Source organism: Parabacteroides vesiculifaciens, from assembly GCF_049860805.1.
Taxonomy (GTDB): Bacteria; Bacteroidota; Bacteroidia; order Bacteroidales; family Tannerellaceae; genus Parabacteroides.
Genome location: NZ_CP187555.1, coordinates 1842425 through 1865722, shown reverse-complemented (window position 1 = coordinate 1865722; position 23298 = coordinate 1842425). Strand labels below are relative to the sequence as shown.

The following is a 23298-nucleotide window of genomic DNA, read 5'->3' as shown; positions in this document are numbered from 1 at the left end:
AATCTTCATTTATGATAGATTGGAGCTTTCGAAAGGCAATCCGAGACTTACTCGATAAGTAAGTCTCGGATTGTTTTTGTACAAAGCATTTCTCTATTTTCAATTAATCATTACCTTTGTCCGGTAAAGTCAAAAATCTATATATCCATGGATAAAACAATTCAAACACAAATCATCAAACTTATACATCAGGAAGTGATTCCCGCTATCGGTTGTACGGAACCGGTTGCAGTCGCGTTGGCTGCTGCTAAGGCTGCCGAAGTTTTAGGTCGCAAGCCGGAAAAGACGGAAGTATTCCTGAGTGCCAATATCCTGAAGAATGCAATGGGCGTCGGGATTCCCGGGACTGGGATGGTCGGCTTGCCGATAGCGATTGCTTTGGGGACGCTGATCGGTAAATCGGCTTATGGCCTTGAAGTGTTGCGCGACCTGACACCGGAAGCGCTTGCCGAAGGAAAGCAGATGATCGAAGATAAATGCATTCATATCGCTTTAAAGGAAAATGTCGACAAATTATATATAGAAGTTGTCTGTTCTGCCGGAAATGAAACTTCGCGGGTGATTATCTGCCACGGACATACGAATATCGTGTATGTAGAGAAGAATGGTGCGGTTCTGACCGATCTGCGGAAAGAAGGGGATGCCTGCGATGCTGCCGGTGAAGATGAAGAACTGAAACTCTCTTTCTCTACCGTCTATGAATTTGCGATGCAAATGCCGGTCGACGAGATCCGCTTTATCCTGGAGACTGCAGATCTCAACCGGAAAGCGGCCGAGGCTTCCCTGAAGGGCAATTTCGGTCATACGGTGAGCAAGACCGTTTCCGGTGCGTACGGACGTAAATATATGGGCGACTCTGCCTATACCCACATGCTCGCAATGACGGCTGCCGCCTGTGATGCCCGTATGGATGGCGCCATGATCCCGGTGATGAGCAACTCCGGCAGTGGGAACCAGGGGATTGCAGCGACGCTTCCCGTTCTTTCTTTTGCCGAAGATATCGAATGTACGGAAGAACAGTTGATCCGTGCCCTGATGTTAAGCCACCTGATGGTCATCTATATCAAACAAAGCCTGGGACGCCTGTCCGCCCTTTGCGGCTGTGTTGTGGCTGCCACGGGAGCCAGTTGCGGTATCACTTATCTGATGGGGGGCGATAAGGTGCAGGTTTCCTATGCGATCAAGAACATGATCGGTAATATCACCGGTATGATCTGCGACGGGGCAAAGCCCAGTTGTGCCATGAAAGTTTCCAGCGGTGTTTCGACTGCAATGCTGTCCGCGCTGATGGCAATGGAAAACAAGGTAGTGACTCCGGTCGAGGGCATCATCGATGAGGATGTCGACAAGTCGATCGTCAACCTGACTTCTATCGGTTCCAAAGGTATGGAAGCTACTGATAAACTGGTGTTGGACATTATGACTGGAAAATCCTGTTAACGAAAAGAATATGCTGACCGATATCCGTCTGTTAAGCCATCAATTGGCAAAACCCCGGTTTAAGAGTCCAAAGGAACTGGTTGCCTGGATGGGAGCGATCCAGGCACAGGAATATGCCATGGCGAAATGGGCGGTCGGTACTCGTTTGAAGTCTTCCTCGTTACAGGCGGTGGACGATGCGCTTGCAAAGGGGGAAATCCTGCGTACCCATATATTACGGCCGACCTGGCATTTTGTCGTTGCTGGGGATATCCGCTGGATGATGCAATTGTCCGGAGCCCGTATCAGGACTGCTTTCGAATCGTATGCCAGGAGTCATAAAATCGAAATTACCGGGAGCGATTATATAAGAGGTTGCAATTTGCTGGAAAAGTTGCTGGGAGGCAATAACAGCCTGACCAAACAGGAACTGAAAGATGGGTTTTGTAAGGCGGGAATGGAGGTTGACAATTTTCTTATCTCTCATTTTCTGATCCGTGCCGAAACGGATGGCCTTGTATGTAGCGGGGTGGATAAAAACAGGAAGTCGACCTATGCTTTGCTGGAAGAACGTGTGCCTCCTGTGAAAGAACTTCATCGGGAAGAGGCGCTTGCCCGGTTGGCTACCTTATATTTTCAGAGCCATTCTCCGGCTACATTGCCCGATTTTATCTGGTGGTCCGGCTTAACGGCGACTGAAGCGCGGCATGCAATCGCTTTGATTGAAGGTAATCTGCTTGAGGAAAAGTATGATTCGGAAACCTTTTATTTGCATACTTCCTGTGATTGTAAGGCCCGTTGCCGGAAGGTGCTGCATCTGTTGCCCTCGTATGATGAATATCTGATCAGTTATAAAGACCGGACGACTGTTATGCAACGCGAACATCATCCTAAGGCTTTCAATACTTTCGGCATTTTTTACCCCGTTATCCAATACAACGGTCGTATCGTTGGTAACTGGAAAAAAGACTCGAAGAAGAAAGCTCCTGTTGTCGAAACTTCTTTTTTCGATGAAGCTTCCAATATCCCGGAAGATTTGCTGAAAAAGGCTATCGATTATTATTGCTCTTTCCACACCAAAAAGTAAGAATTCCACACCGGGTTGTGGAATTTTTACACACTTTCCACAATTCGTTCCACACTTCCCCGATTTCAACTATATTATGTGTGTTTTATTTATTGCGATGTATACCAGTGTCTTATGTTGAAATATATCTTCTTGCCCGTTCCTGGCATATTCTTTGCGACTTAATTGTTAGAATTAGATATTATCCTTCCCGAGATATTGTTTTCTGATTAGATATTTGATTAGAAAAAGCTTATCGATTTAAAATCCGCTTCGCCTGTGAAGGTAAAGCGGATTTTTAGTTTAGAACCATTTTTTCGGCTCGCGCTACCTTGTCAAGTTCGTGAGACTGCATATTTGCGATAACGGTAATAAGCGATGCCTGCCAAATCAGCCAGAAACCAACCGATAGGAATAGACCACCAAATACCGGTAACCCCTATGGAAGGAATGGATGCCAGCCAATAGGAAAGGACGACACGTGTACCTAAAGACAGAATGGTAAGCACGACGGACATTCCCGGCATACGGATGGCCCTGTAATAGCCATAAAGGAGAAACAAGATTCCGATGCCTAAATAAAAAGTCCCTTCGATGCGCAGGTATTCTGTTCCGATGCGAAGTATCTCAGTCTCATCCGGACGGACGAAAATAAGCATCAACGGCTTGGCAAAAAAGAAAACCAACAGCGAGACGACAAGGGAAAAGACGATCGTTATAAGAAATGCGCTACGTACTCCCCGGCGGATGCGGTCCCCTTTCCGTGCCCCGAAATTCTGGGCGACAAAAGTGGAAAAAGCATTCCCGAATTCCTGAACGGGCATATAGGCGAAGGAGTCGATCTTGACAGCCGCGGCGAATGCCGCCATGACAGCCGTACCAAAACTATTGACCAATCCTTGCACCATCAATATGCCGAAGTTCATCACGGATTGTTGGACGCAAGTCAGTGTGGAGAAGGAAGTGATTTCTCTCAGGCTGGAACGGTCGAAGCGCATATCTTCCCGGTGTAACCGCAGTTCGGGACGGGCTTTATAAGTGTACAACAAGATTCCGGATGCCGCCGTTCCCTGTGCGATGACCGTTGCGACCGCCGCTCCTTCGATGCCTCGGTCCAGGATGAGGATAAGAAATAAATCAAGCCCGATATTCAAAACAACCGATACGGCCAGGAACCATAGAGGTGTTACGGAGTCGCCTACGGCCCGAAGCAGCGCCGAATAAAAATTATACAGGAAAGTAAAGGCTATTCCCCAAAAAATGACCCATAGATAGTTACGCATCAACGGATAAACATCACAGGGGACTTGCAACCAGCGTAAAATCGGATCGAGCCAGAGGAACACTGCCACATTCAACAAGACGGTCACCATGCCGATCAAAAGGAAAGAAACATAAATGCTGCGTCGCAAGGCAGGTAAGTTGCCGGCTCCGTATTGCAGTGAGAATACAGTGCCGCTACCCATCGACAACCCTAGCAGAATGGAGATAAGGAAAACCATCAAGGTATAGGCGGAACCAACTGCGGCCAAGGCATTTGCACCGATACATTGCCCTACAATCAGCGTATCGGCTATGTTATAGCATTGTTGCAAAAGCGATCCTGCCAACATCGGTAAAGTGAATTGTAGCAGGGTAGTGGTTATACCTCCTTGTGTAAGGTCTCCTTTCCGTAACATTGTCAACTCTTTTTATCCGTATAATTTTTGTATGAGTTTGCAAAAGTACGAATTTAATCAGATAACCATTCCTTCAACTCTCCTGTGGTATCCCTATGTAATAAATATTAATAACTAATCAAGCATCAAACTCATATAAGCTTCCCGGCTCTGGTAGTCGAGCAGCAGGCGGGTGAGTGACTGGGTGTCCATTTCTTTGAGTTCTCCGATGTTGAGAACAGAGTTTTCGTGGGTGGAGGCCCAGTGATGGATAAGGCGGTCGCGGTCCAGGACACGTGCCATGCCTAAGGGGAAAGTGCCCGGGCCGGTGAAAGGAGTGCGGTAGATGGCCTTTTCCACCTTGCTTTGCGTTATCGCTTCCTGCAGGAGCAGGTTTTTGATATGATCGTTGTCGTACATCAACTCTTTGACATAGATATGATCGCCGGCTGGATAGAAAAAGATCATGCCGATCGGTTCGTCCTGAATATTCAGAGCGGTCAGCATCTGTCCGCCGGACATCTGTAAATCGCGCAGGATGGTGACGAAATCGTCATAACTATGCAACACATAGCAGGTGCGTTCCCGCTGTTTCTTATTGAAGAATTTATAGAGCGAATCCACAGAGGGCACTTCCGGCGGGACGACCAAAACCCCCTGTTCCCAGGCAATCTCATAAGGACGGATATAGGTCTCTTCCGAATAGTCGAAAGCCTCCGTATATCCTAAATCGCGATAATAATCGAACAGCCACGGATCGGCCGGGATGATGACCGTCAAGGCCACTTTCCGGCTTTCCATCACTTTGAAAGCGTCTTGTATCAGTTGGCGCATAAGCCCCTGGCCACGTTCGGAAGGCAAGGTACAGGCGCCATATATATAGTTTACGGATATCTCCTTCCCGTAGTAGGTCATGACATACGGAAGCATTTGAAGGGCGGAAACGATCTTTCCGTCTTTCTTTATAAACAGGGCGTTTTCCTTTTTGTAAACCCGGTCGAAAAACAGTTTGATAAACTCTTCGCTGTCGTCGAAAGAAGTACGCCACAGGTCGATCAATTGAGGCTTGTTGTTATCCATCGTTCAATATTATTTAGCAGGTTTCTTTATTGCTGCGGATTTTTCCAATAGGATGAACGGGTTATACGAAAGTTTAGCCTGCCGCAGACCCGGAATGCCCAAGTCTTCCTCCCGGTTCACATATATATACTTCTCCGGCAGATGGGAGGCGAATTCTTTGTTGATAACAGCATAAGCCCCTTCATAGTTCACATCGGCCTTTTCGACATGTACCCCGAAAGTATCGTGATTGATCGGAGCGCCGAAGGTGAAAGCCACAATCTGATGGTCTACGCAGATGGCACCGCCTATCAGTCCCAGTTCGTCGTAATGGTTCAGGGCATAGATTATGGAGCGGCGTTCGTCGTTCAGATCTTCTTCGTCGTTATCCTCCCGGTTAGCTTTGTACCATTTGCATTCGAGTTGCAGGCATTCGGGTACGAGTTCCGGGGTGATAGGGATGTATTCGTACGTATATTTTTTATTGAAGTTGTTGATATGATTACGTTTTGCCTGGTATTTCTTCCCTTTCAGGGTTGCCAGGTCTTCACGCAGGTAGATATAATCGAAATAATCCCGTTCGGGAATGTAGAAGAATCCTCCGGGGATCGCTTTTTCCAGTTCTTCCCTTGCATCAGGCGTAACACCGAGCATGCAGAGAGGATGCCCTTGCTCGAGGGAATCGGCTTCCAGCAATTCGATCATCTGTTTCAGGTTCCCTTGTCCCGTTGGCGTCATATAGGCAACTCTCGATTTTTCTTCGATCCAGAAACGGATCAGCAGACTACCGTCGACAACGGCAAACTCACTGTCGTATAGGAATCTCCAGCTACAAATGTTAGCAAATGAATAGTCGCAATTCTTGTAATTGCTCGGTATCGTAAAGGATGTTATAATATCTCTATCTTCGATTCTGATTGGTTTGAACGGTATCTTCATCTTTTTCTTTTTTGATGTGCAAATATAGAACTAATAAGAATGCATGAATGTTTTATGCGGAATAATATCAATCGATTCTGTATATCGCGTGATAAACCCTATAAATGTTATTAATAGCAATTTAACTAAACATAAAAATGATTGTGCATATTAAACTAACATCTATCTTTAAATGTTCGAAGTGAAATGATTTTTATTTTAAAGTGAGAAGGAAATGAATACAAATAAAATATTACCGATTGACCTCTATCATGCTGTGTCAACCGCGAATTTGACATTGGAAAGTTCTTTGAAGATCATTCACGTCGAAATCGGGCAGGATCATGAATTGCTGCCATTGGAACCGGGTACTCTTGCCGTGATTTGCCGGGCAGGGAAGTTCGAATGCAGAGCGTTTGAAAAGGAGATATCCATAACTGCCGGCCAAGTGTTTCTGGCGGCAACAGACGATGTGAGCGATATATCCCGTTTTTCAGAGACGGGGTTTGAAGGGGTTGTGATCTATGCCGGCAGCGATCTGCTGATCAACCGGCAGCGTCTGATGTCCAGGACTATTACGCCGGACGAGATGGAAGAGGCCGGCCTTTATATCCGGTTGATCCAGTCGCAGATCGAACGAATGAGTGATGTACGCGTCAAAGTGGTGGAATCGCTGTTGCGTGCCCTCATTTTCTTCCTACAGCAGGGAGGACATCTGGCAGACGATCGGGATGACGAAGTCCCGCCTTTTTTCCACGATTTCGCTTTGCTGATTAGCCGCTACCATCATTATCCGGTCTATTATTTCGCGGAGAAGTTGGGGATGACTTCGATGGAGTTGAATAATAAATGTAAATCGTATTCCGGTATTTCGGCGGCGGAATGGATAAGCCAGTATGTATTACTGGAGGCAAAAGACTTGTTGATTAAGACTCGCCTGAGACCTTCCCGCATTGCCGTGATGCTGAATTTCTCAAATTATGATACCTTTGCACGTTGGTTCAGGAGACATACCGGGGAATTACCGGGAAACTGGAGGTGATGGGAATTGAGAATTGAAAATTGAAAATTAAAATACCATGAGGTGGACATTTGAGAATGCAAAGATAAAGGGGCGGGTCGTCTTGACTGATTCGCTCCATGAAGACCTGGATCTTCTGAAAGACAAGACGCTGTATAAATTTATCTGGGTGAGTTCCGGCGAAATTGAGTTGGATATCGACCACCAGCAGATTGTTTTGAAGGAAGGGCAACTGGTTCCGCTATCCCATTTACATCATCTGGAATTTATGCGCATCGATGGCAGGTACTATGCTCTGATGTTCAACGCTAATTTCTATTGCATATATGGAAACGATCATGAAGTGTCGTGTAACGGACTGCTGTTCCATGGTTCGTCGCACGTGCTGACTTTCGTCCTTTCGGAAGATGAACGGCGGAAGATCGACACGCTGACGGGGATCATGAAGGAAGAATTTCAGAGTACCGACCACCTGCAGGACGAGATGTTGCGAGTATTGTTGAAGCGTTTTATCATATTATGTACGCGAATAGCAGAAGACCGGCAGGGAGTCGTTCGGGAGAACAGTTTCCAGTTCGAGACGATCCGCAAGTTCCATGTCCTGGTCGATACTTATTTTAAGGAGAAGAAACAGGTTCAGGAATATGCGGATATGTTGAACAAATCTCCGAAGACACTGGCGAATATCCTTTCGGCCTATCAGCAGCCTTCCGCCATCCGTATCATCCACAACCGTATCCAGGCCGAAGCCCAACGCCTGCTGCTCTATACCGCCAAAAGCTCGAAAGAAATCGCCCTGATGCTGGGTTTCGAAGATCAGGCGACATTCAGCCGCTTCTTCAAGAACGCAACCGGGCTGAGCGCGACCGAATATCGTCGCCAGAATAAGAAAGAGGCAGTGGCGAAATAGGGAATATTGCCAAATTTAAGGGCAAAATCATTATCCTCTGAAATCTAAAGGCTCTGTATTTTTGTGCTATTGGAAAAACAGAACAATTAATAGATGCTTATTGGGAACAATTAGGTTAAAAGAAATGTTCCTTAAGTAGAAAATCAAAAGGAGGAAAACAAAAGATGAAAAAGTATGATGCAATCATCATTGGCTTCGGTAAAGGCGGAAAGACGCTGGCCGCTGATTTAGGCAGTCGCGGATGGAACGTTGCCGTAGTGGAACGTTCGAAAGAAATGTACGGCGGGACATGTATAAATATCGGATGCATTCCGACCAAGATGTTGGTACACCTTTCCAAAGTAGCGCAATATTCCCACTTCACGACATTCGAGCAATATGCCGATGCGTTTCACAAGGCAATCGAGGAAAAAAGAAAGATCACGGCTGCTTTGCGTCAGAAGAATTTTGAAAATCTCGACAGCAAAGAGACGGTAACTGTCTATACAGGTGTCGCCTCGTTCCTCTCCCCGACGGAAGTGGAGGTGAAAACCGATCGTGAGACGATCGTGCTGCAAGGCGGCAAAATCTTTATCAATACCGGCGCTTCCACCATCGTCCCCAACATAAAAGGGATCGAAGGCAATCCTTTCGTTTACACCAGCACTTCGATCCTGGAACTGGATCGGCTGCCCCGTCGCCTGGCGATCGTGGGAGGCGGCTATATCGGACTTGAGTTCGCATCTATTTTTGCCAATTTCGGATCGGACGTGACGGTTTTGGAGGGAGGCGACAAGTTTATTCCCCGTGAAGACCGCGATATCGCTGATGCCGTGAAGACGGTTTTGGAAAAGAAAGGCATTTCGATCCGCCTGAACGCTGTCGTACAGGAGATCGAGCACGATGCCGCCAAAGCTACCGTTGTCTACCGCGAAGCACTGACAGGCGATACGGTGCGGGTCGATGCCGATGCGATCCTGCTGGCTACCGGACGCCGTCCGAATACCGAAGGGCTGAACTTGCAGGCTGCCGGTGTGAAGCTGACGGAGCGCGGGGCGATCGAGGTGGACGACCGCCTGCATACGACCGCCGATAATATATGGGCGATCGGAGACGTGCGCGGCGGTTTGCAGTTCACGTATCTTTCGCTGGATGATTACCGCATCATACGTGATGAACTTTTTGGAGACGGCAAACGCAACACCGGTGACCGGGAGGCGGTCGCCTATTCCGTGTTCATCGATCCGCCCCTGTCGCATGTCGGCTTGAACGAAGAGCAGGCGCGGCGGACAGGACGTAACATAAAAGTCTCCAAAGTCATGGCCGCTTCGATGCCGAGAACTCGCACGATCGGACAGACGGAAGGATTGCTGAAGACGGTTGTGGATGCCGATACGAACCAGATATTGGGAGCTACGCTGTTTTGCGCCGAGTCGAGCGAAATCATCAACCTCGTGTCTTTGGCGATGCGTACTGACAATGATTATGTCCTCCTTCGTGACAATATTTTCACTCACCCTTCTATGAGTGAGTCTCTGAATGATTTATTCAACATAAAATAAGACAAATAAAATATGAAAGCAGATATAGGATTGATCGGGCTCGCCGTGATGGGCGAGAACCTGGCACTCAATATGGAAAGCAAAGGTTTCACGGTTGCCGTATATAACCGGAGCGCACCGGGCGAAGAGGGTGTTGTAGACCGTTTTGTCAATGGCCGGGGCAAAGGCAAACATTTTATCGGGACGCATTCTATCGAACAATTGGTCGATTCGGTAAAAAGTCCCCACATCATCATGATGATGGTCAAGGCAGGGCGTCCCGTAGACGAGCTGATCTCGCAACTGCTCCCTTTCCTTTCGCCGGGCGATGTGATTATCGACGGAGGCAATTCTGATTTCCACGACACGGAACGCCGTGTGAAGGAGTTGGAAGGAAAAGGAATCTATTTCGTCGGGACCGGTATTTCGGGTGGAGAAGAAGGAGCCTTGCACGGCCCGTCCGTGATGCCCGGAGGTTCGGTGGAAGCCTGGCCGCTGGTGAAAGACATTTTGCAGGGGATTTCCGCCAAGTTGGACGACGGTTCGCCTTGCTGCGAATGGATCGGAGCGGGTGGCGCCGGCCATTTTGTGAAGATGGTGCACAACGGCATCGAATATGGCGATATGCAGCTTATTTCCGAAGCCTATTCGCTGTTGAAAAACCGGAAAGGATTGGACAACGATGCGATGGCCGTCGTTTTTGATGAATGGAACGGAGGGGAGTTAGATAGTTTCCTGATCGAGATTACCGCTAATATCCTGCGTTTCCGCGACGAAGATGGAAAGCCGTTGCTCGATAAAATCTTAGATGTCGCCGGACAGAAGGGAACCGGCAAATGGAGCGCGATTGCGGCGATGGACGAAAACGATCCGCTGACGCTGATTACGGAAGCGGTTTATGCCCGCCTGCTCTCGGCTTTGTATCCTGAACGGGTAAAGGCGGCAAGCCTTTATAGTGGAAAGTTGAAAGTTGAAAGTGGAAAGTTATCAGACAACGCTCAACTTTCAACTTCTAACACTCAACTTTCAACTTTCAACTTTCAACTTTCAATTGAAGACGTTCGTCAGGCGCTATATGCAGCCAAGTTGGTTTCCTATGCACAGGGATTCTCTTTGCTTCGCCGTGCTTCCGAACATTATGGTTGGGATTTGGACTACGGGACGATTGCCCGCATCTGGCGCAAGGGATGTATCATTCGTTCCGTCTTCCTGCAAAAGATTACGGATGCGTATAGGAAGAACCCGGGCCTCGAAAACTTGCTCTTCGATGACTTTTTCCATAGTAAGATACAGGCTTGCCTTCCCGCCTGGCGCCGGATTGTCGCCGAAGGTGCGCTGAGCGGTGTAGCTTTGCCTGCCATGAGTTCGGCTTTAAGCTATTTCGACGGGCTGCGCACGCTGCATTCGGCTGCGAATATGATTCAGGCGCAACGCGACTATTTCGGAGCCCATACCTACGAACGTACCGATCGCGAACGCGGTCATTTCTTCCACACCAATTGGACCGGGGAAGGAGGTAACACGGTTTCGGGAACGTATAGCGTCTGAATTACCAACATCGTATATCGTAGGGGCGGGGCTCTGCTCTGCCCATTGGTATCCGATAAGGTGACGTTATTTTCATTGGGCGGAGTAGAGCCCCGCCTCTACGGGTCCCGATATTCAATTAATTTAAAAGCAAATGAAAACAGCAAGCAATCAATTATTAGTTATATTCGGAGCTTCCGGCGACCTGACGGGGCGGAAACTCCTGCCTTCGCTCTACGAACTGCACGTTCGTGGGTTATTGCCGGAGCGCTTCTGTATCTTGGGAGCATCCCGTACGGAATATTCCGACGACGAATACCGCGCCTTCGAAAAGGTGCATATCCGGGAATCCCTGAAGAACAAAGAGGTGGACGAAACGGAACTGGACAATTTCCTCCGCCGTGTCTTTTACCTTGCGTTCGATTCGACCAATTCCGCCGAGTACTATAAACTGAAAGATCGTATTCATCAGTTACAGCAAGAGCAGCAGTTGCCGGACAAGATTATTTATTATCTTGCCACACCCCCGGTGATGTATGAGCTGGTTCCGACCTGCCTGAAAGAAAACGGGATGAATGTTGCCGGAAGCGAGGATGGCTGGCGTCGGGTGATCGTGGAGAAACCTTTCGGAACGAGCCTCGAATCGGCCGAGCGGCTGAACAAGCATCTCATCCATATCTTCGATGAGAAGGAAATTTACCGTATCGACCATTATCTGGGGAAAGAGACGGTTCAGAACATCTTAGTGCTCCGTTTCTCCAACGGTATCTTCGAACCGTTGTGGAACCGTAACTATATCGATTCGATCGAGATCAGCGCCTCGGAAACGCTTGGCGTGGAGAATCGCGGGAAGTATTATGACGGGGCGGGAGCCTTGCGCGACATGATCCAGAACCATTTGATGCAACTGATGGCATTTACGGCAATGGAGTCGCCTTCGGTGTTCGACCCGGAGCCGATCCGCGACGAGATCGTGAAGGTGTTCCGCGCTTTGCGTCCGTATAAGACGCACGATATGGACAACCTGATAGTGCGTGGCCAGTACGACGGCTATCGGGAAGAGAAGAATGTGGCGCCTGACTCCACTACGGAGACGTACGTCGCTATGAAAATGTTTATCGATAACTGGCGTTGGAGCGATGTCCCGTTCTATATCTTTACCGGAAAGAAATTGCCGGAGAAGAGTTCGGAGATCGTGGTGAACTTCAAGTCCACTCCTCATCAGCTGTTCGCCGGACAATGTTCGGGAGGTTCCTGTAACAAACTGATTATCCGTATCCAGCCGAACGAGAGCATCACGTTGAAGTTCGGCTTGAAGATGCCGGGAGCCGGTTTCACAGTGAAGCAGGTGGGTATGGATTTCCGCTATGATTCGCTTTCGAAGAACTATCTGCCCGATGCCTATGAGCGTCTGTTGCTCGATGCCATGCTGGGCGATTCGACTTTGTATGCCCGTAGCGATGCTTTGGAGGCAAGCTGGCGACTGATCGACCCGATCCTTCATCACTGGAAGGAAGAGGGGGCGAAGAACCTGTTCTTCTACGCTCCCGGTGAAGACGGCCCGATCGAAAAGGCCAAGTTGGGGATGATACCGAAGGATTGCCCTTGCCAAAGTTGTCAATGATATAAAATAGATGATTATGATAATAGAGAATTTTAAAGACGATGAAGAGGCTCTTCGGGCAATGACCGGGGAGCTTGTCCGGTATATGGACCGGAAAGATGACGGCCTGCCTTTCAACCTCGCTTTGTCGGGAGGAGGGACGGCACAGAAGATGTTCGCTCTTTGGGTGGATGAATATAAAGATAAGATCGACTGGGATGTGATCCGTTTCTTTTGGGTGGATGAACGGTGTGTCCCGCCGACCGACCCGGACAGCAATTATGGACATGCAAACGAGCTTTTGTTCAAGCCTCTGCATATACCCGCCGACCATGTTCATCGCATTCACGGCGAAGTGGAGCCTGGTACGGAAGCGATGCGCTATTCACGTATCGTGAAGGAGTATCTGCCCCGGCACGGGCAATTGCCCTATTTCGATTGCATCATCCTGGGGATCGGTGGCGATGCGCATACTGCGTCCATCTTTCCGGATACCTTGCCGTTATTGACGGACAGCCGTAATTATGCCGTTTCCCAACATCCCGAATCCCGACAGTACCGCATCACGATGACCGGTCCGCTGATTCTGAATGACTCGCCGTTACTGATCCCGGTCCTCGGGCCGGGAAAGAAAGAGATGCTTGAAGAACTGAAAAAAGGCTATTCCGCAACCAATCCTACACCTGCCGCCTATATCCTTTCCCATGCGGTAGAGGCGTTTGTCTATACGACGAACGGATAGAAATCCGGGCAGCCGGAAGTTCGTAAGGCGAATCAGACAGTTCAGATCCGATTCGAGCAGCTTTAAACGATTTTTATTTCAAGGCAGAGATATGGAGAATATCTTTGCCTTTGTTTATTTATTGACAAATAACGCGAACTAACAATTAATCGAAGAATATATGTTTAAAGCTATTGTCCGTTTTTCCGTCCGGAAGAAGCTGTTTGTGGGGCTGACGGCATTGTTCCTGCTGATCGGGGGAATCTATGCGATGTTGACCCTCCCGATCGATGCTGTCCCGGATATCACCAACAACCAGGTGCAGATCGTGACAGTCTCGCCGACCCTGGCTCCTCAGGAGGTGGAGCAACTCATCACGCTACCAGTCGAGATTGCGATGAGCAACATCATGAATGTGGAAGAGATCCGGTCCGTGTCGCGGTTCGGCCTCTCACTTGTGACGGTCGTCTTCAAGGAGAGTGTCCCGACGCTGGATGCCCGCCAGCTTATCAACGAGCAGATACAGGCCGTCTCCGGCGAGATCCCTGCCGAATTGGGAACGCCGGAACTGATGCCGATCACGACCGGGCTGGGGGAAATCTATCAATATGTGCTGAAGGTAGCTCCCGGATATGAGAAGGAGTACGACGCGATGGAGCTGCGCACGATCCAGGACTGGATCGTCAAGCGGCAACTGTCGGGCATCCCCGGCATCGTCGAGATCAACAGCTTCGGGGGATATCTGAAACAGTATGAGGTGGCGGTAGATCCGGACGCCTTGTACTCGCTGAACATAACGATCGGCGAAGTGTTCGAGGCGTTGAACCGTAACAACCAGAATACCGGAGGCAGCTATATCGAGAAAGCAAACCGCGCCTATTACATCCGGTCGGAGGGAATGATCGGCCGGACAAAAGACATCGAACGCATCGTCATCACCAACCGCGGAGGCATCCCGATCCATATCAGCGACATCGGAACCGTACGCTTCGGAGCGCCCAAACGTTTCGGGGCGATGACGATGGACGGCACCGGCGAATGTGTCGGCGGCATCGCCATGATGCTGAAAGGCGCGAATGCCAATGTGGTGACCAAAGAGCTGGAAGCCCGCGTGGAGAAAGTGCAGAAGATGTTGCCGGAAGGCGTCAGCGTAGAGCCTTACCTGAACCGCTCCGAGCTGGTGAACCGGAACATCTCGACGGTCGTGCGAAACCTGATCGAAGGAGCCTTGATCGTCTTTATCGTCCTGATGTTGTTCTTAGGGAATGTGCGGGCGGGGCTGATCGTGGCTTCCGTGATCCCGTTGGCGATGCTGTTCGCCTTCATCATGATGCGCCTGTTCGGGGTGTCGGCCAACTTGATGAGTTTGGGGGCGATTGACTTCGGTATCGTGGTCGACGGCTCGATCGTGATTGTCGAGGGAATCCTGGCCCATCTCTACACCCGGCGGCTGGCAGGCCGCACGCTGTCGCGTGAGGAGATGGCGGCCGAGGTCGAAGCCGGTGCAGGCGGTGTCGTGCGCAGCGCGACTTTTGCCGTCCTGATTATCCTGATCGTCTTCTTCCCGATTCTGACGCTGTCGGGGATCGAGGGCAAATACTTCACGCCGATGGCGAAGACGCTGGTCTTTTGCATCATCGGGGCGCTCGTCCTTTCGCTTACGTATGTGCCGATGATGGCCTCCCTTTTCCTGAAACGTACGATCTCCGTGAAGCCCACTTTTGCCGACCGCTTCTTCGCGGCACTGAATAAAGTCTACCGGCGCAGCCTCCATTTCTGCCTGCGCCATATCGCGGCGACGGTCGTCTCCGCCTTTGCCCTGCTTGCCGGTTCCTTGCTGCTCTTTACCCGCCTCGGGGCCGAGTTTATCCCGACGCTCGACGAGGGCGACTTCGCGATGCAGATGACGTTGCCCGCCGGCAGTTCGCTGACGCAAAGCGTCGAACTGTCCCGCCAGGCGCAGAAGGTGCTGAAAGAACAATTCCCAGAGATCAAGCATGTGGTGGCGAAGATCGGGACGGCCGAAGTCCCCACCGATCCGATGGCGGTGGAGGACGCCGATGTCATGATCATCATGAAGCCTTTCAAGGAATGGACCTCCGCGACAAGCCGTCCGGAGATGGTCGAGAAGATGAAGAAGGCGCTCGAACCGCTTACCGGCGCGGAGTTCAACTTCAGCCAGCCGATCCAGTTGCGCTTCAACGAACTGATGACGGGTGCGAAAGCCGATATCGCCATCAAGCTCTATGGCGAGGATATGGCGGAATTGTATGCAAAAGCTAAAGAAGCGGCCCGGTTCGTGGAGGAAGTGCCGGGAGCCGCCGATGTGATCGTCGAGCAGGCGATGGGACTCCCGCAGTTGGTTGTGAAATACGACCGCGCCCGGATCGCCCGCTACGGCATGAATATAGAGGAACTGAACACGATCATCCGGACCGCCTACGCCGGTGAAGCAGCAGGCGTAGTGTTCGAGAACGAACGCCGTTTCGACTTAGTCGTGCGGTTGGATAGCGGGAAGGTGAAAGATCTCAATCTCGACAAGCTCTTCGTCCGCACGGCGGAAGGCGTACAGATCCCGGTCGGCGAGGTGGCGAGCATCTCCCTTGTGAACGGCCCGTTGCAGATCAACCGCGACGCCACCAAACGGCGTGTCGTGATCGGCGTGAACGTACGCGATGCCGATATCCAGCAGGTGGTGGCGGACATCCAGGACACGCTGGATAAGAACATCCGGCTGAAGCCCGGCTATTACTTCGAATACGGCGGCCAGTTCGAGAATCTCCGGAATGCGATCAACACGTTGCTGATCGTGATTCCCGTGGCATTGTCGCTGATCCTGCTGCTGCTGTTCTTCGCCTTCAGGAGCGTGACCTATACGCTGGTGGTCTTCTCCACCGTGCCTTTGTCGCTCATCGGGGGGGTCGTGGCACTCTGGCTGCGCGGGCTGCCTTTCAGCATTTCGGCGGGAGTGGGCTTTATCGCCCTGTTCGGGGTTGCCGTGCTGAACGGTATCCTGATGATCAATCATTTTAACGACTTACGGAAACAAACGAGATATCAGATGACGACGGATAAGATTATTGCGAAAGGGTGCCCGCATCTGTTGCGCCCCGTTTTCCTCACCGGCTTGGTCGCTTCGCTGGGGTTTGTCCCGATGGCGATCGCCAAATCTGCCGGAGCCGAGGTGCAGCGTCCGTTGGCGACGGTGGTGATCGGCGGGCTGATCGTGTCGACGATCCTGACGCTGATCGTTATTCCGGTCTTCTACCGCTTAGTCAATGCCGCCCCGGTCTGGTGGAAACGGCGCAGGAAGCCGAAAGGCGGGGCACTGCTCTTGTTGGTGGCCGCTCTGTCGGTGAGCCCTGCCTTGGTGCAGGCCGGTGAACGGGTGCAAGGCGGTGACACGGTTGCCGCCCGCGTCATCACGTTGGACGAAGCGATCGGAATCGCCCTCCGTAATCATCCCCGCCTGAAGACGGCGACGGCCGCTGTCGACCGTTCCCGTGCGGCACGTGGCGAGGCTTGGGAAGTGGCGCCTGCCTCTTTCTCCTATTCATGGGGACAGATCAACGGCGAGTACCGGCACGACAACCAGTTGGAGGTGACGCAATCTTTGGGTTCCCTGCTGACTCCCTTCTATAAGAATGCCCTTGTGTCCCGGCAGGTCGCAACCGGCGAGTATTATCGCGAGATGGTGAAAAAGGAGATTACCGCCGAGGTGAAGCGTGCCTGGGCCTATTACCTCTATGCCGCCAATCTCCGTAGCCTCTACCGGGAGCAGAACGAGCTGGCTGCACGCTTGCAGAAAGCCGGACAGCTTCGCTACGAGCAGGGTGACATCACGTTGCTGGAACGAAACATGACGAACACGTTGGCGGCTGATCTCCGTACCCGCCTGATGCAGGCGGAAGAGGAACTCGCGCTGGCAGGCCGCCGCCTGGCGTGGGTTTGTTATGCGGACGGGTCGCTGGTTCCGGCCGATACGGCCTTGTCGCTTTTCCCGGCAGAGACGGATACGCCTGTCCCTTCCGAGTCCCATTTGGGCTACTTCCGCAGCCAGGCGGAGGAGAAACAGGCGATGCTCCGGGTGGAACGCAGCCGCTTCTTCCCGGAACTCTCCTTAGGATATGTGCGCCAGAAGATCGCCCCGCAGAACGGTCTGAACTCGTGGATGGTAGGCGTCTCCTTTCCCGTCCTCTTTTTCCCGCAACAAAGCCGGGTGAAGCAGGCGAAGATCGACTCCTATATCGCCCGCACCGAGGCGGAAGCGAATATCCGCGGCCTGAATAATAAGGTAGACGAGTTGCAAGCCCTCTTGCGCAAGCAGTCCGAAAGCATCCGCTACTATACGACCGGCGCCCTCCCGGAGGCGGACGCTTTGTTGTCGAGTGCCTTGCTGTTGTTTAAGGAGAGCGAAACCGATATCACCCAGTTCGTGCAAAGCCTAACCGCCGCGCGGGAAATCCGGCGGGGATATATCGAGGCTGTCTATGCTTATAACGTAGCTGCGTTGGAACTGGAAATGTACACATATTGATTTTGTCATTTCGTCGGGAAAATCGGGCAATTTAAAACAAATAGATTTGTTAAAAAATATTACCCGCTATGGTAATTTCAAATACCCGCTATACTAATTCGATTTAGATGGTATGGAATGACAATTTGATAGTCGGTACGAATGTCCCGAAAATAAAAAAAGGTAATGAATTATTAATGTATAAACGTAAAAACGAATGAAAAGAATACTGATCCCGGTTGCAGCTTTGTTGCTGGTCGCTTGCAACCGCCCGACACAACCGGAGGAAACAGCAGCCGCAACCGTTTCTGACACTGCCGCGATGATCGTGGAACCCCAGGCAACATCCGATTCGGCAACTCAAGTGGATGCCGTCACCTCTGCTACGGCTATGCCTAACCATTCCTCCTTTAACGGCACTTTAGTGATACCGCCCCAGCGCCACGCCACCGTTACGCTGACAATGGGAGGGACCATCCACAGCACTTCCCTGCTCCCCGGCGAGTATGTGAAGAAAGGCACCGTCTTGGTGACGCTCGAGAACCCGGACTTCATCGACCTTCAGCAAACCTATCTCGATGCCCACGCCCAGGCTGAATACCTGCTGAAGGAATACGAACGCCAGGAACGCCTGAGTGCCGAGGAGGCAGCCTCGCAAAAACGTTTCCAGCAGAGCAAGGCGGATTATCTCTCGATGAAGAGCCGCCTCGAAGCCGCCGCCGCTCAGTTGACTATTTTGGGCATTGATCCGGATGAGTTGCTGCGGAACGGCATTCGCCCGTATCTGGAAGTGAAGTCGCCCCTAAACGGTTATGTCGCTTCGATGAATCTGAACTTAGGGAAATATATCGAAGCCGGCCAGCCCGTCTGCGATGTGATCGACAAAGGGGAAACGTTGCTTTGCCTGACCGCCTACGAGAAGGATTTGCAGGACCTCGAACCCGGCAAGCGCGTGCAGTTCCGGGTGAACGGGATGGGCGAGCAGACATTCCATGCAACCCTGCTGTCTGTCGGCCAGGAAGTCGACGAGACGAGCCGCTCGCTGGAAGTCTATGCCCGCGTGAAGGAATCGAACGCTCGCTTCCGCCCCGGTATGTATGTGTCTGCCCATGTTGAAAAATGAGTATCTTTGCCCCGATGGATATGAAGTGGATAAATAGAATAGACCGGTATGTGATAGCGCTGGGGGTGATTTCCCTTGTGGTCGCTTTCCTGACGCATTTCCCCGAGCTGATCTCCCTGTTCGACCGTTCGGGGCAGAACAACCTGTTTCCGGGGATGCATTGGGCGGATGTGGCGAACGAGATATTGTTCACCTTTATCGCCCTGTTGCTGCTCTTCGTGATGAATACGGTGCTGTTCAAGTTCGACCGGCCGACGGAGCATATCACCTGGTGGAAACTGCTCCTGTCCTTCGTCCTGACCTGGATCGTCAGTAATTTGTTGGGGCAGGGGTTCGTCTTCCTGCACCATCATTTCGATATACCGGCCATCGATGCGATGGTCCATCATTACCTGCATCCGTTGCGCGACTTTATTATCACCTGTATTGTGGTTGGAAGTTGCTACATGAGCTATCTGCTCCGGCGGAGCCAGCTTGTGCAGGTCGAGAACCAGCAGCTTCGCACCGAGAACCTGGTGAACCAATATGAAGCCCTGAAGAGCCAACTGAACCCGCATATGCTGTTCAACTCGCTCAACACGCTCCGTTCCCTGATCCGCGAGACGCCCGACAAGGCGCAGGATTACTTGCAGGAACTTTCGCGCGTCCTCCGCTATACCTTGCAGGAAAACGAGAGCCAGAGCGTGACGCTCCGTGAAGAGATGGAGTTTGTGAGGGCTTACATTTTCCTGCTGAAGATGCGTTACGAAGATAATCTTTCCTTCGATATCCGGATGGATGCCGAAACGGGGTCTTTGCAGCTTCCGCCGATGTCCGTGCAACTGCTGATCGAGAATGCGGTCAAGCATAACGAGATCAGTAACCGTCGCCCGCTCACCATCCGCATACAGGCGGAGGGGCATTGCCTGACGGTCAGCAATCCTCTCCAACCGAAGCTGACAGCCAGTAACGGAACCCGTATCGGACTGGCCAACCTGGCAAAACGCTATCAGCTTCTCTTCAAGCAGGAGATCGTGGTCCGCGAGGAGAACGACACATTTATAGTCACAATACCTTTGATATAAGAACGCTATGAAAGCACTAATAATAGAAGATGAAAAAGCGGCAGTCCGCAATTTGCAGGCCTTGCTCTCGGAAGTTGCTCCCGATATGGAGATATTGGCTGTTTTGGACAGCATCACCGAGACGATCGACTGGTTCGGAACACATGATATGCCGGATCTGGTCTTTTTAGATATTCATCTTGCGGACGGTTCCGCTTTTGAAATATTCGGTCATGTGGAGATTTCCTGCCCGATCATCTTTACCACGGCTTACGACGAATATGCCTTGAAAGCCTTTAAAGTGAACAGCATCGACTACCTGCTTAAACCGATCGACGGAAACGATATCCGCAAGGCGCTTGACAAGCTGGACCACTTGCATGGGGAGCCTTCCTCCTCCGGCAACGAACCGGATTACCGCTCGCTGATCCGTGCCTTGAAAAAAGAGGAGAGCTACAAGACGCATTTTCTGATTCCGGCTAAAGGAGATAAGCTGATGCCTGTCTCTACCGATATGATCCTGTTTTTCCATATCGACGACGGCGTAGTGAAGGCCGTACTGACCGACGGCAAGGAATGCCTCTTCCCGCAAACCTTAGATGAACTTACCGACAGCCTCAACCCGGCTCTTTTCTTCCGTGTCAACCGCCAATACCTGATTTCCCGGAAGGCGGTGCTTGACATCGACCTCTGGTTTAACGGTCGTCTCTCCATCAACCTGAAAGTCCCTGTCGCCGAGAAAATCCTGGTGAGTAAAGCCAGGGTGGGAGAGTTCAAAGAATGGTTTACGGGAGGATAATGATATGTTGTTTATTTAGCCGTCTTCATCGAGAGTTTCTCTAAGAAGTAGACGATGGCATAGCCTAAAATCATCAGGCCGACAGCTTCCCAGACAAGCTCGTTAGGCATAATGTTAGCCTCGACCAAAGGTTTTACAATACCATGACTATCCGTATAGGTCTCGATCGTTTCTTTCCAAGGCCAAACCTTGTTCAGCGAGCCCAGCATAAAACCGGCCAGCACGGAGATCGTAATGTCGTGGAACCGGCGAAGGGCGAACGAAAGCACACGGGAAAAACTGGTGATGCCGATTGCCGCACCGCAGATGAACACCAGCATCACGGGAATATTGAATGTCTTTACCGCCTCCATAATATAGAAATACTTACCCAGCAGCACCAATATAAAGCTGCCCGATATGCCCGGCAGGATCATGGCACAGATGGCTATCGCCCCGCAAAGGAAGATAAAGAACAGGTTGGAAGGCGTCTCGGCAGGCGTTGCTACTGTAATGTAGAACGCGACGGCAATCCCGACGATATAACTCAGGACTGTCTTCCAATCCCATTTCCTGATATCTTTGGAAACAAACCAGGTGGAAGCCAGTACCAAGCCGAAGAAGAAGGACCAGACTAAGATCGGATGGTCGGTCAGCAGCCAGGTGATGATCTTTGCCAACGAGAAGATACTGATCCCGATCCCTGCGACGATGGATAGCAGGAAATTGGCATTGATCGCATTCCAGAATGCAGCGATCTTTCCGGTAAAGAGCAGTTTGAGGCTGGCTCCGTTAATACTTTTGATCGAGTCGATCAACTCTTCATAAATTCCAACAATAAAGGCGATGGTCCCGCCTGAAACGCCGGGAACGACGTCTGCCGCACCCATACCCATGCCTTTTAAAACTAAGAGGCCGTAGTCTTTTAGATTTCTTTTCATGTTTAATTATTGTTATCCTTATTCTTGAGGAATTCTTTCACTAAGTCTTCCGGTGGAATATGTTTGCTGCCGATGTTCTCAATTATCCCTTCGTAATTGAGTCCGGCGTCTTTCAGATAATCGAGCAACTCTTCGGAGGAAGTCTGCTTGTAATGTTCGCCGAAATGCTTCATATCTCCCTTAGCCAGATACGCCATTGCCATATGAAGGTGCATATAAGGCATTTCCGGATTGGCTTCCAATACCTTTTTGTAATATTGCAGAGCTTTGTCTATATCCCCTTTCATAAACAGATATTGTCCGGCACGGTACAAACTCTCGAAGTCTTCCTGCTGTTTATCGTCCACCTGGTCGAGGGCGGTGAAGAGGCGGTCGGTCGCTTCCATAGCTTTATGCTCGTCCCCGTTTTCCAGATAGGTCAGAGCCAGCAAGGAAAGGATGCGGATATTCTTCGGGAATAATTTGGACGCTTTCATCAGGGCATTGGAGGCTTCTTCTTCACGGCCTGTTTCGACACAGCAACGGATATAGTTGATATAGGTGCTTGAATCCTCTTGCTGGCTGTTATGCTTAAGTAGCTCTTTCAGCAAAACATAAGCTTGTTCGTAGTTCTCCAACTTAACGTAACATTCGGCAAGCAGAGGCATGATACGGGTACGGATTTCGTCGGTCGTCGCAATGTCGTTGTACACTTCGATCGCCTTCTCGTAATTCTCGTTCATATACAGGCAATAAGCCTTCAGTATCTTCAGCTCTACGTCCGAGTCATCGCATGTGAGAGCAAAGTCGAATGCTTCGATCGCTTTCTCATAGTCTCCGCTGATGGAGTAGAGGCGGCCTAATGTGAACCAATAGTCGTTGGAGTAGGGATTCTTGTCAATCAGTTCGTTGCAGACCTCGATCGCTTTTTTTATATCGCCTTCCAATTCCAGGTTGTAGCAAAGTTCGTCTTTCAGGATCAGGTTGTCAGGGAAGAGCATAAGCCCGCGATTGATGAAATCGTGTGCTTCCTTCGTCATCTCCACATCCCCCAAGATCGGTGCGATATATTCGAATATCGTTTCCAGGTATTCGCATTTATCGGCGATGAGCTTTTCTATATATTCGATTACTTTGTCGTACGAATCCTGCATGACATAACATTCGAGACGTAGCATGTCAAGATCCTGATTGTCGGTTTCAGCTATCGATTCGATCAGGACGAGCGCGCTGTCATAGTCTTCGTTGTAGACGAACGACTTGCATTGCCTGATCTGCAAATCGGGATTACCGGGATGAAGCCTCAGCCCTAAGGCCAGGACTTCATCATAGTAAGTATAATCATCAGATTCTTCAAAACTGTCCAACAGTTCATCGATCTCATCAGCATCAAAATAGGCTTCCTTACCTTCCTGGTGGCCGGATAGATAACGTTGTAACAGGCGTGAAATATCTTTTTTCTTCATACTATTAATAATTAATCAATGTGCCAATAT

The 23298-nt window shown here is 50.5% G+C and carries 16 protein-coding genes and 2 pseudogenes; 13 read left to right on the top strand and 5 right to left on the bottom strand.

The window, feature by feature from the left end:
• Positions 1–147 precede the first annotated feature (147 nt).
• On the top strand, positions 148–1440 hold the full coding sequence (locus ACPYIV_RS07625; protein ID WP_293733647.1) for a serine dehydratase subunit alpha family protein: 1293 nt from the start codon (positions 148–150) through the stop codon (positions 1438–1440).
• 10 nt (positions 1441–1450) lie between these two features.
• Positions 1451–2506 carry a winged helix DNA-binding domain-containing protein gene (locus ACPYIV_RS07620; protein ID WP_293733646.1) on the top strand — a complete coding sequence of 352 codons (1056 nt, stop codon included), beginning with the start codon at positions 1451–1453 and terminating at the stop codon, positions 2504–2506.
• A gap of 314 nt (positions 2507–2820) precedes the next feature.
• Here ACPYIV_RS07620 and ACPYIV_RS07615 read toward each other — a convergent pair whose 3' ends face one another.
• The 3 genes from ACPYIV_RS07615 to ACPYIV_RS07605 form a co-directional block, all read right to left on the bottom strand.
• Positions 2821–4164, bottom strand: coding sequence for an MATE family efflux transporter (locus tag ACPYIV_RS07615; protein ID WP_293733645.1), 1344 nt, complete (start codon positions 4162–4164; stop codon positions 2821–2823).
• Between the two features lie 114 nt (positions 4165–4278).
• Positions 4279–5223 carry a GNAT family N-acetyltransferase gene (locus ACPYIV_RS07610; RefSeq protein ID WP_425886259.1) on the bottom strand — a complete coding sequence of 315 codons (945 nt, stop codon included), beginning with the start codon at positions 5221–5223 and terminating at the stop codon, positions 4279–4281.
• Positions 5224–5232: 9 nt separating this feature from the next.
• Positions 5233–6141 carry a DUF2156 domain-containing protein gene (locus tag ACPYIV_RS07605; protein WP_293733643.1) on the bottom strand — a complete coding sequence of 303 codons (909 nt, stop codon included), beginning with the start codon at positions 6139–6141 and terminating at the stop codon, positions 5233–5235.
• 214 nt (positions 6142–6355) lie between these two features.
• Between ACPYIV_RS07605 and ACPYIV_RS07600 the strand changes: the two genes are divergently transcribed.
• The 11 genes and pseudogenes from ACPYIV_RS07600 to ACPYIV_RS07550 all read left to right on the top strand — a co-directional run bounded on the left by ACPYIV_RS07600 (position 6356) and on the right by ACPYIV_RS07550 (position 20903).
• Positions 6356–7162: a helix-turn-helix domain-containing protein gene (locus tag ACPYIV_RS07600; RefSeq protein ID WP_293740592.1), complete on the top strand. Its 807-nt coding sequence runs from the start codon at positions 6356–6358 to the stop codon at positions 7160–7162.
• Between the two features lie 37 nt (positions 7163–7199).
• Positions 7200–8051, top strand: coding sequence for an AraC family transcriptional regulator (locus tag ACPYIV_RS07595; RefSeq protein WP_293733641.1), 852 nt, complete (start codon positions 7200–7202; stop codon positions 8049–8051).
• A gap of 164 nt (positions 8052–8215) precedes the next feature.
• Entirely contained in the window at positions 8216–9592 is a 1377-nt protein-coding gene (locus tag ACPYIV_RS07590; RefSeq protein WP_425886258.1) for an FAD-dependent oxidoreductase, read from the top strand.
• Between the two features lie 12 nt (positions 9593–9604).
• Positions 9605–11119, top strand: coding sequence for a decarboxylating NADP(+)-dependent phosphogluconate dehydrogenase (gene gnd / locus ACPYIV_RS07585; protein WP_293733639.1), 1515 nt, complete (start codon positions 9605–9607; stop codon positions 11117–11119).
• Between the two features lie 133 nt (positions 11120–11252).
• Positions 11253–12722 (top strand): glucose-6-phosphate dehydrogenase, encoded by a 1470-nt coding sequence (gene zwf, locus ACPYIV_RS07580; protein ID WP_293733638.1) that lies wholly within the window; start codon positions 11253–11255, stop codon positions 12720–12722.
• Positions 12723–12738: 16 nt separating this feature from the next.
• Positions 12739–13443, top strand: a complete 705-nt coding sequence (gene pgl / locus ACPYIV_RS07575) for a 6-phosphogluconolactonase (RefSeq protein ID WP_293733637.1) — start codon at positions 12739–12741, stop codon at positions 13441–13443.
• Between the two features lie 160 nt (positions 13444–13603).
• A pseudogene (locus ACPYIV_RS07570) lies at positions 13604–16724 on the top strand (efflux RND transporter permease subunit); the annotation flags it as partial.
• 125 nt (positions 16725–16849) lie between these two features.
• Positions 16850–17959, top strand: a pseudogene (locus tag ACPYIV_RS07565) (TolC family protein); the annotation flags it as partial.
• A 196-nt stretch (positions 17960–18155) separates the two neighbouring features.
• Entirely contained in the window at positions 18156–19061 is a 906-nt protein-coding gene (locus tag ACPYIV_RS07560) for an efflux RND transporter periplasmic adaptor subunit (RefSeq protein WP_425886257.1), read from the top strand.
• Positions 19058–20125, top strand: coding sequence for a sensor histidine kinase (locus tag ACPYIV_RS07555; protein ID WP_425886256.1), 1068 nt, complete (start codon positions 19058–19060; stop codon positions 20123–20125). Before ACPYIV_RS07560 ends, ACPYIV_RS07555 begins: the two co-directional genes overlap by 4 nt.
• 7 nt (positions 20126–20132) lie before the next feature.
• Positions 20133–20903 carry a LytR/AlgR family response regulator transcription factor gene (locus tag ACPYIV_RS07550; RefSeq protein WP_425886255.1) on the top strand — a complete coding sequence of 257 codons (771 nt, stop codon included), beginning with the start codon at positions 20133–20135 and terminating at the stop codon, positions 20901–20903.
• An 11-nt stretch (positions 20904–20914) separates the two neighbouring features.
• Here the strand turns inward: ACPYIV_RS07550 and ACPYIV_RS07545 are convergent, their stop codons facing one another.
• Together ACPYIV_RS07545 and ACPYIV_RS07540 are read right to left on the bottom strand one after the other, a co-directional pair.
• Complete coding sequence (locus ACPYIV_RS07545) at positions 20915–21823, bottom strand: DUF368 domain-containing protein (RefSeq protein ID WP_293734856.1); 909 nt, start codon at positions 21821–21823, stop codon at positions 20915–20917.
• 2 nt (positions 21824–21825) lie between these two features.
• Positions 21826–23268, bottom strand: coding sequence for a tetratricopeptide repeat protein (locus ACPYIV_RS07540; RefSeq protein WP_293734857.1), 1443 nt, complete (start codon positions 23266–23268; stop codon positions 21826–21828).
• Between the last annotated feature and the right edge of the window lie 30 nt (positions 23269–23298).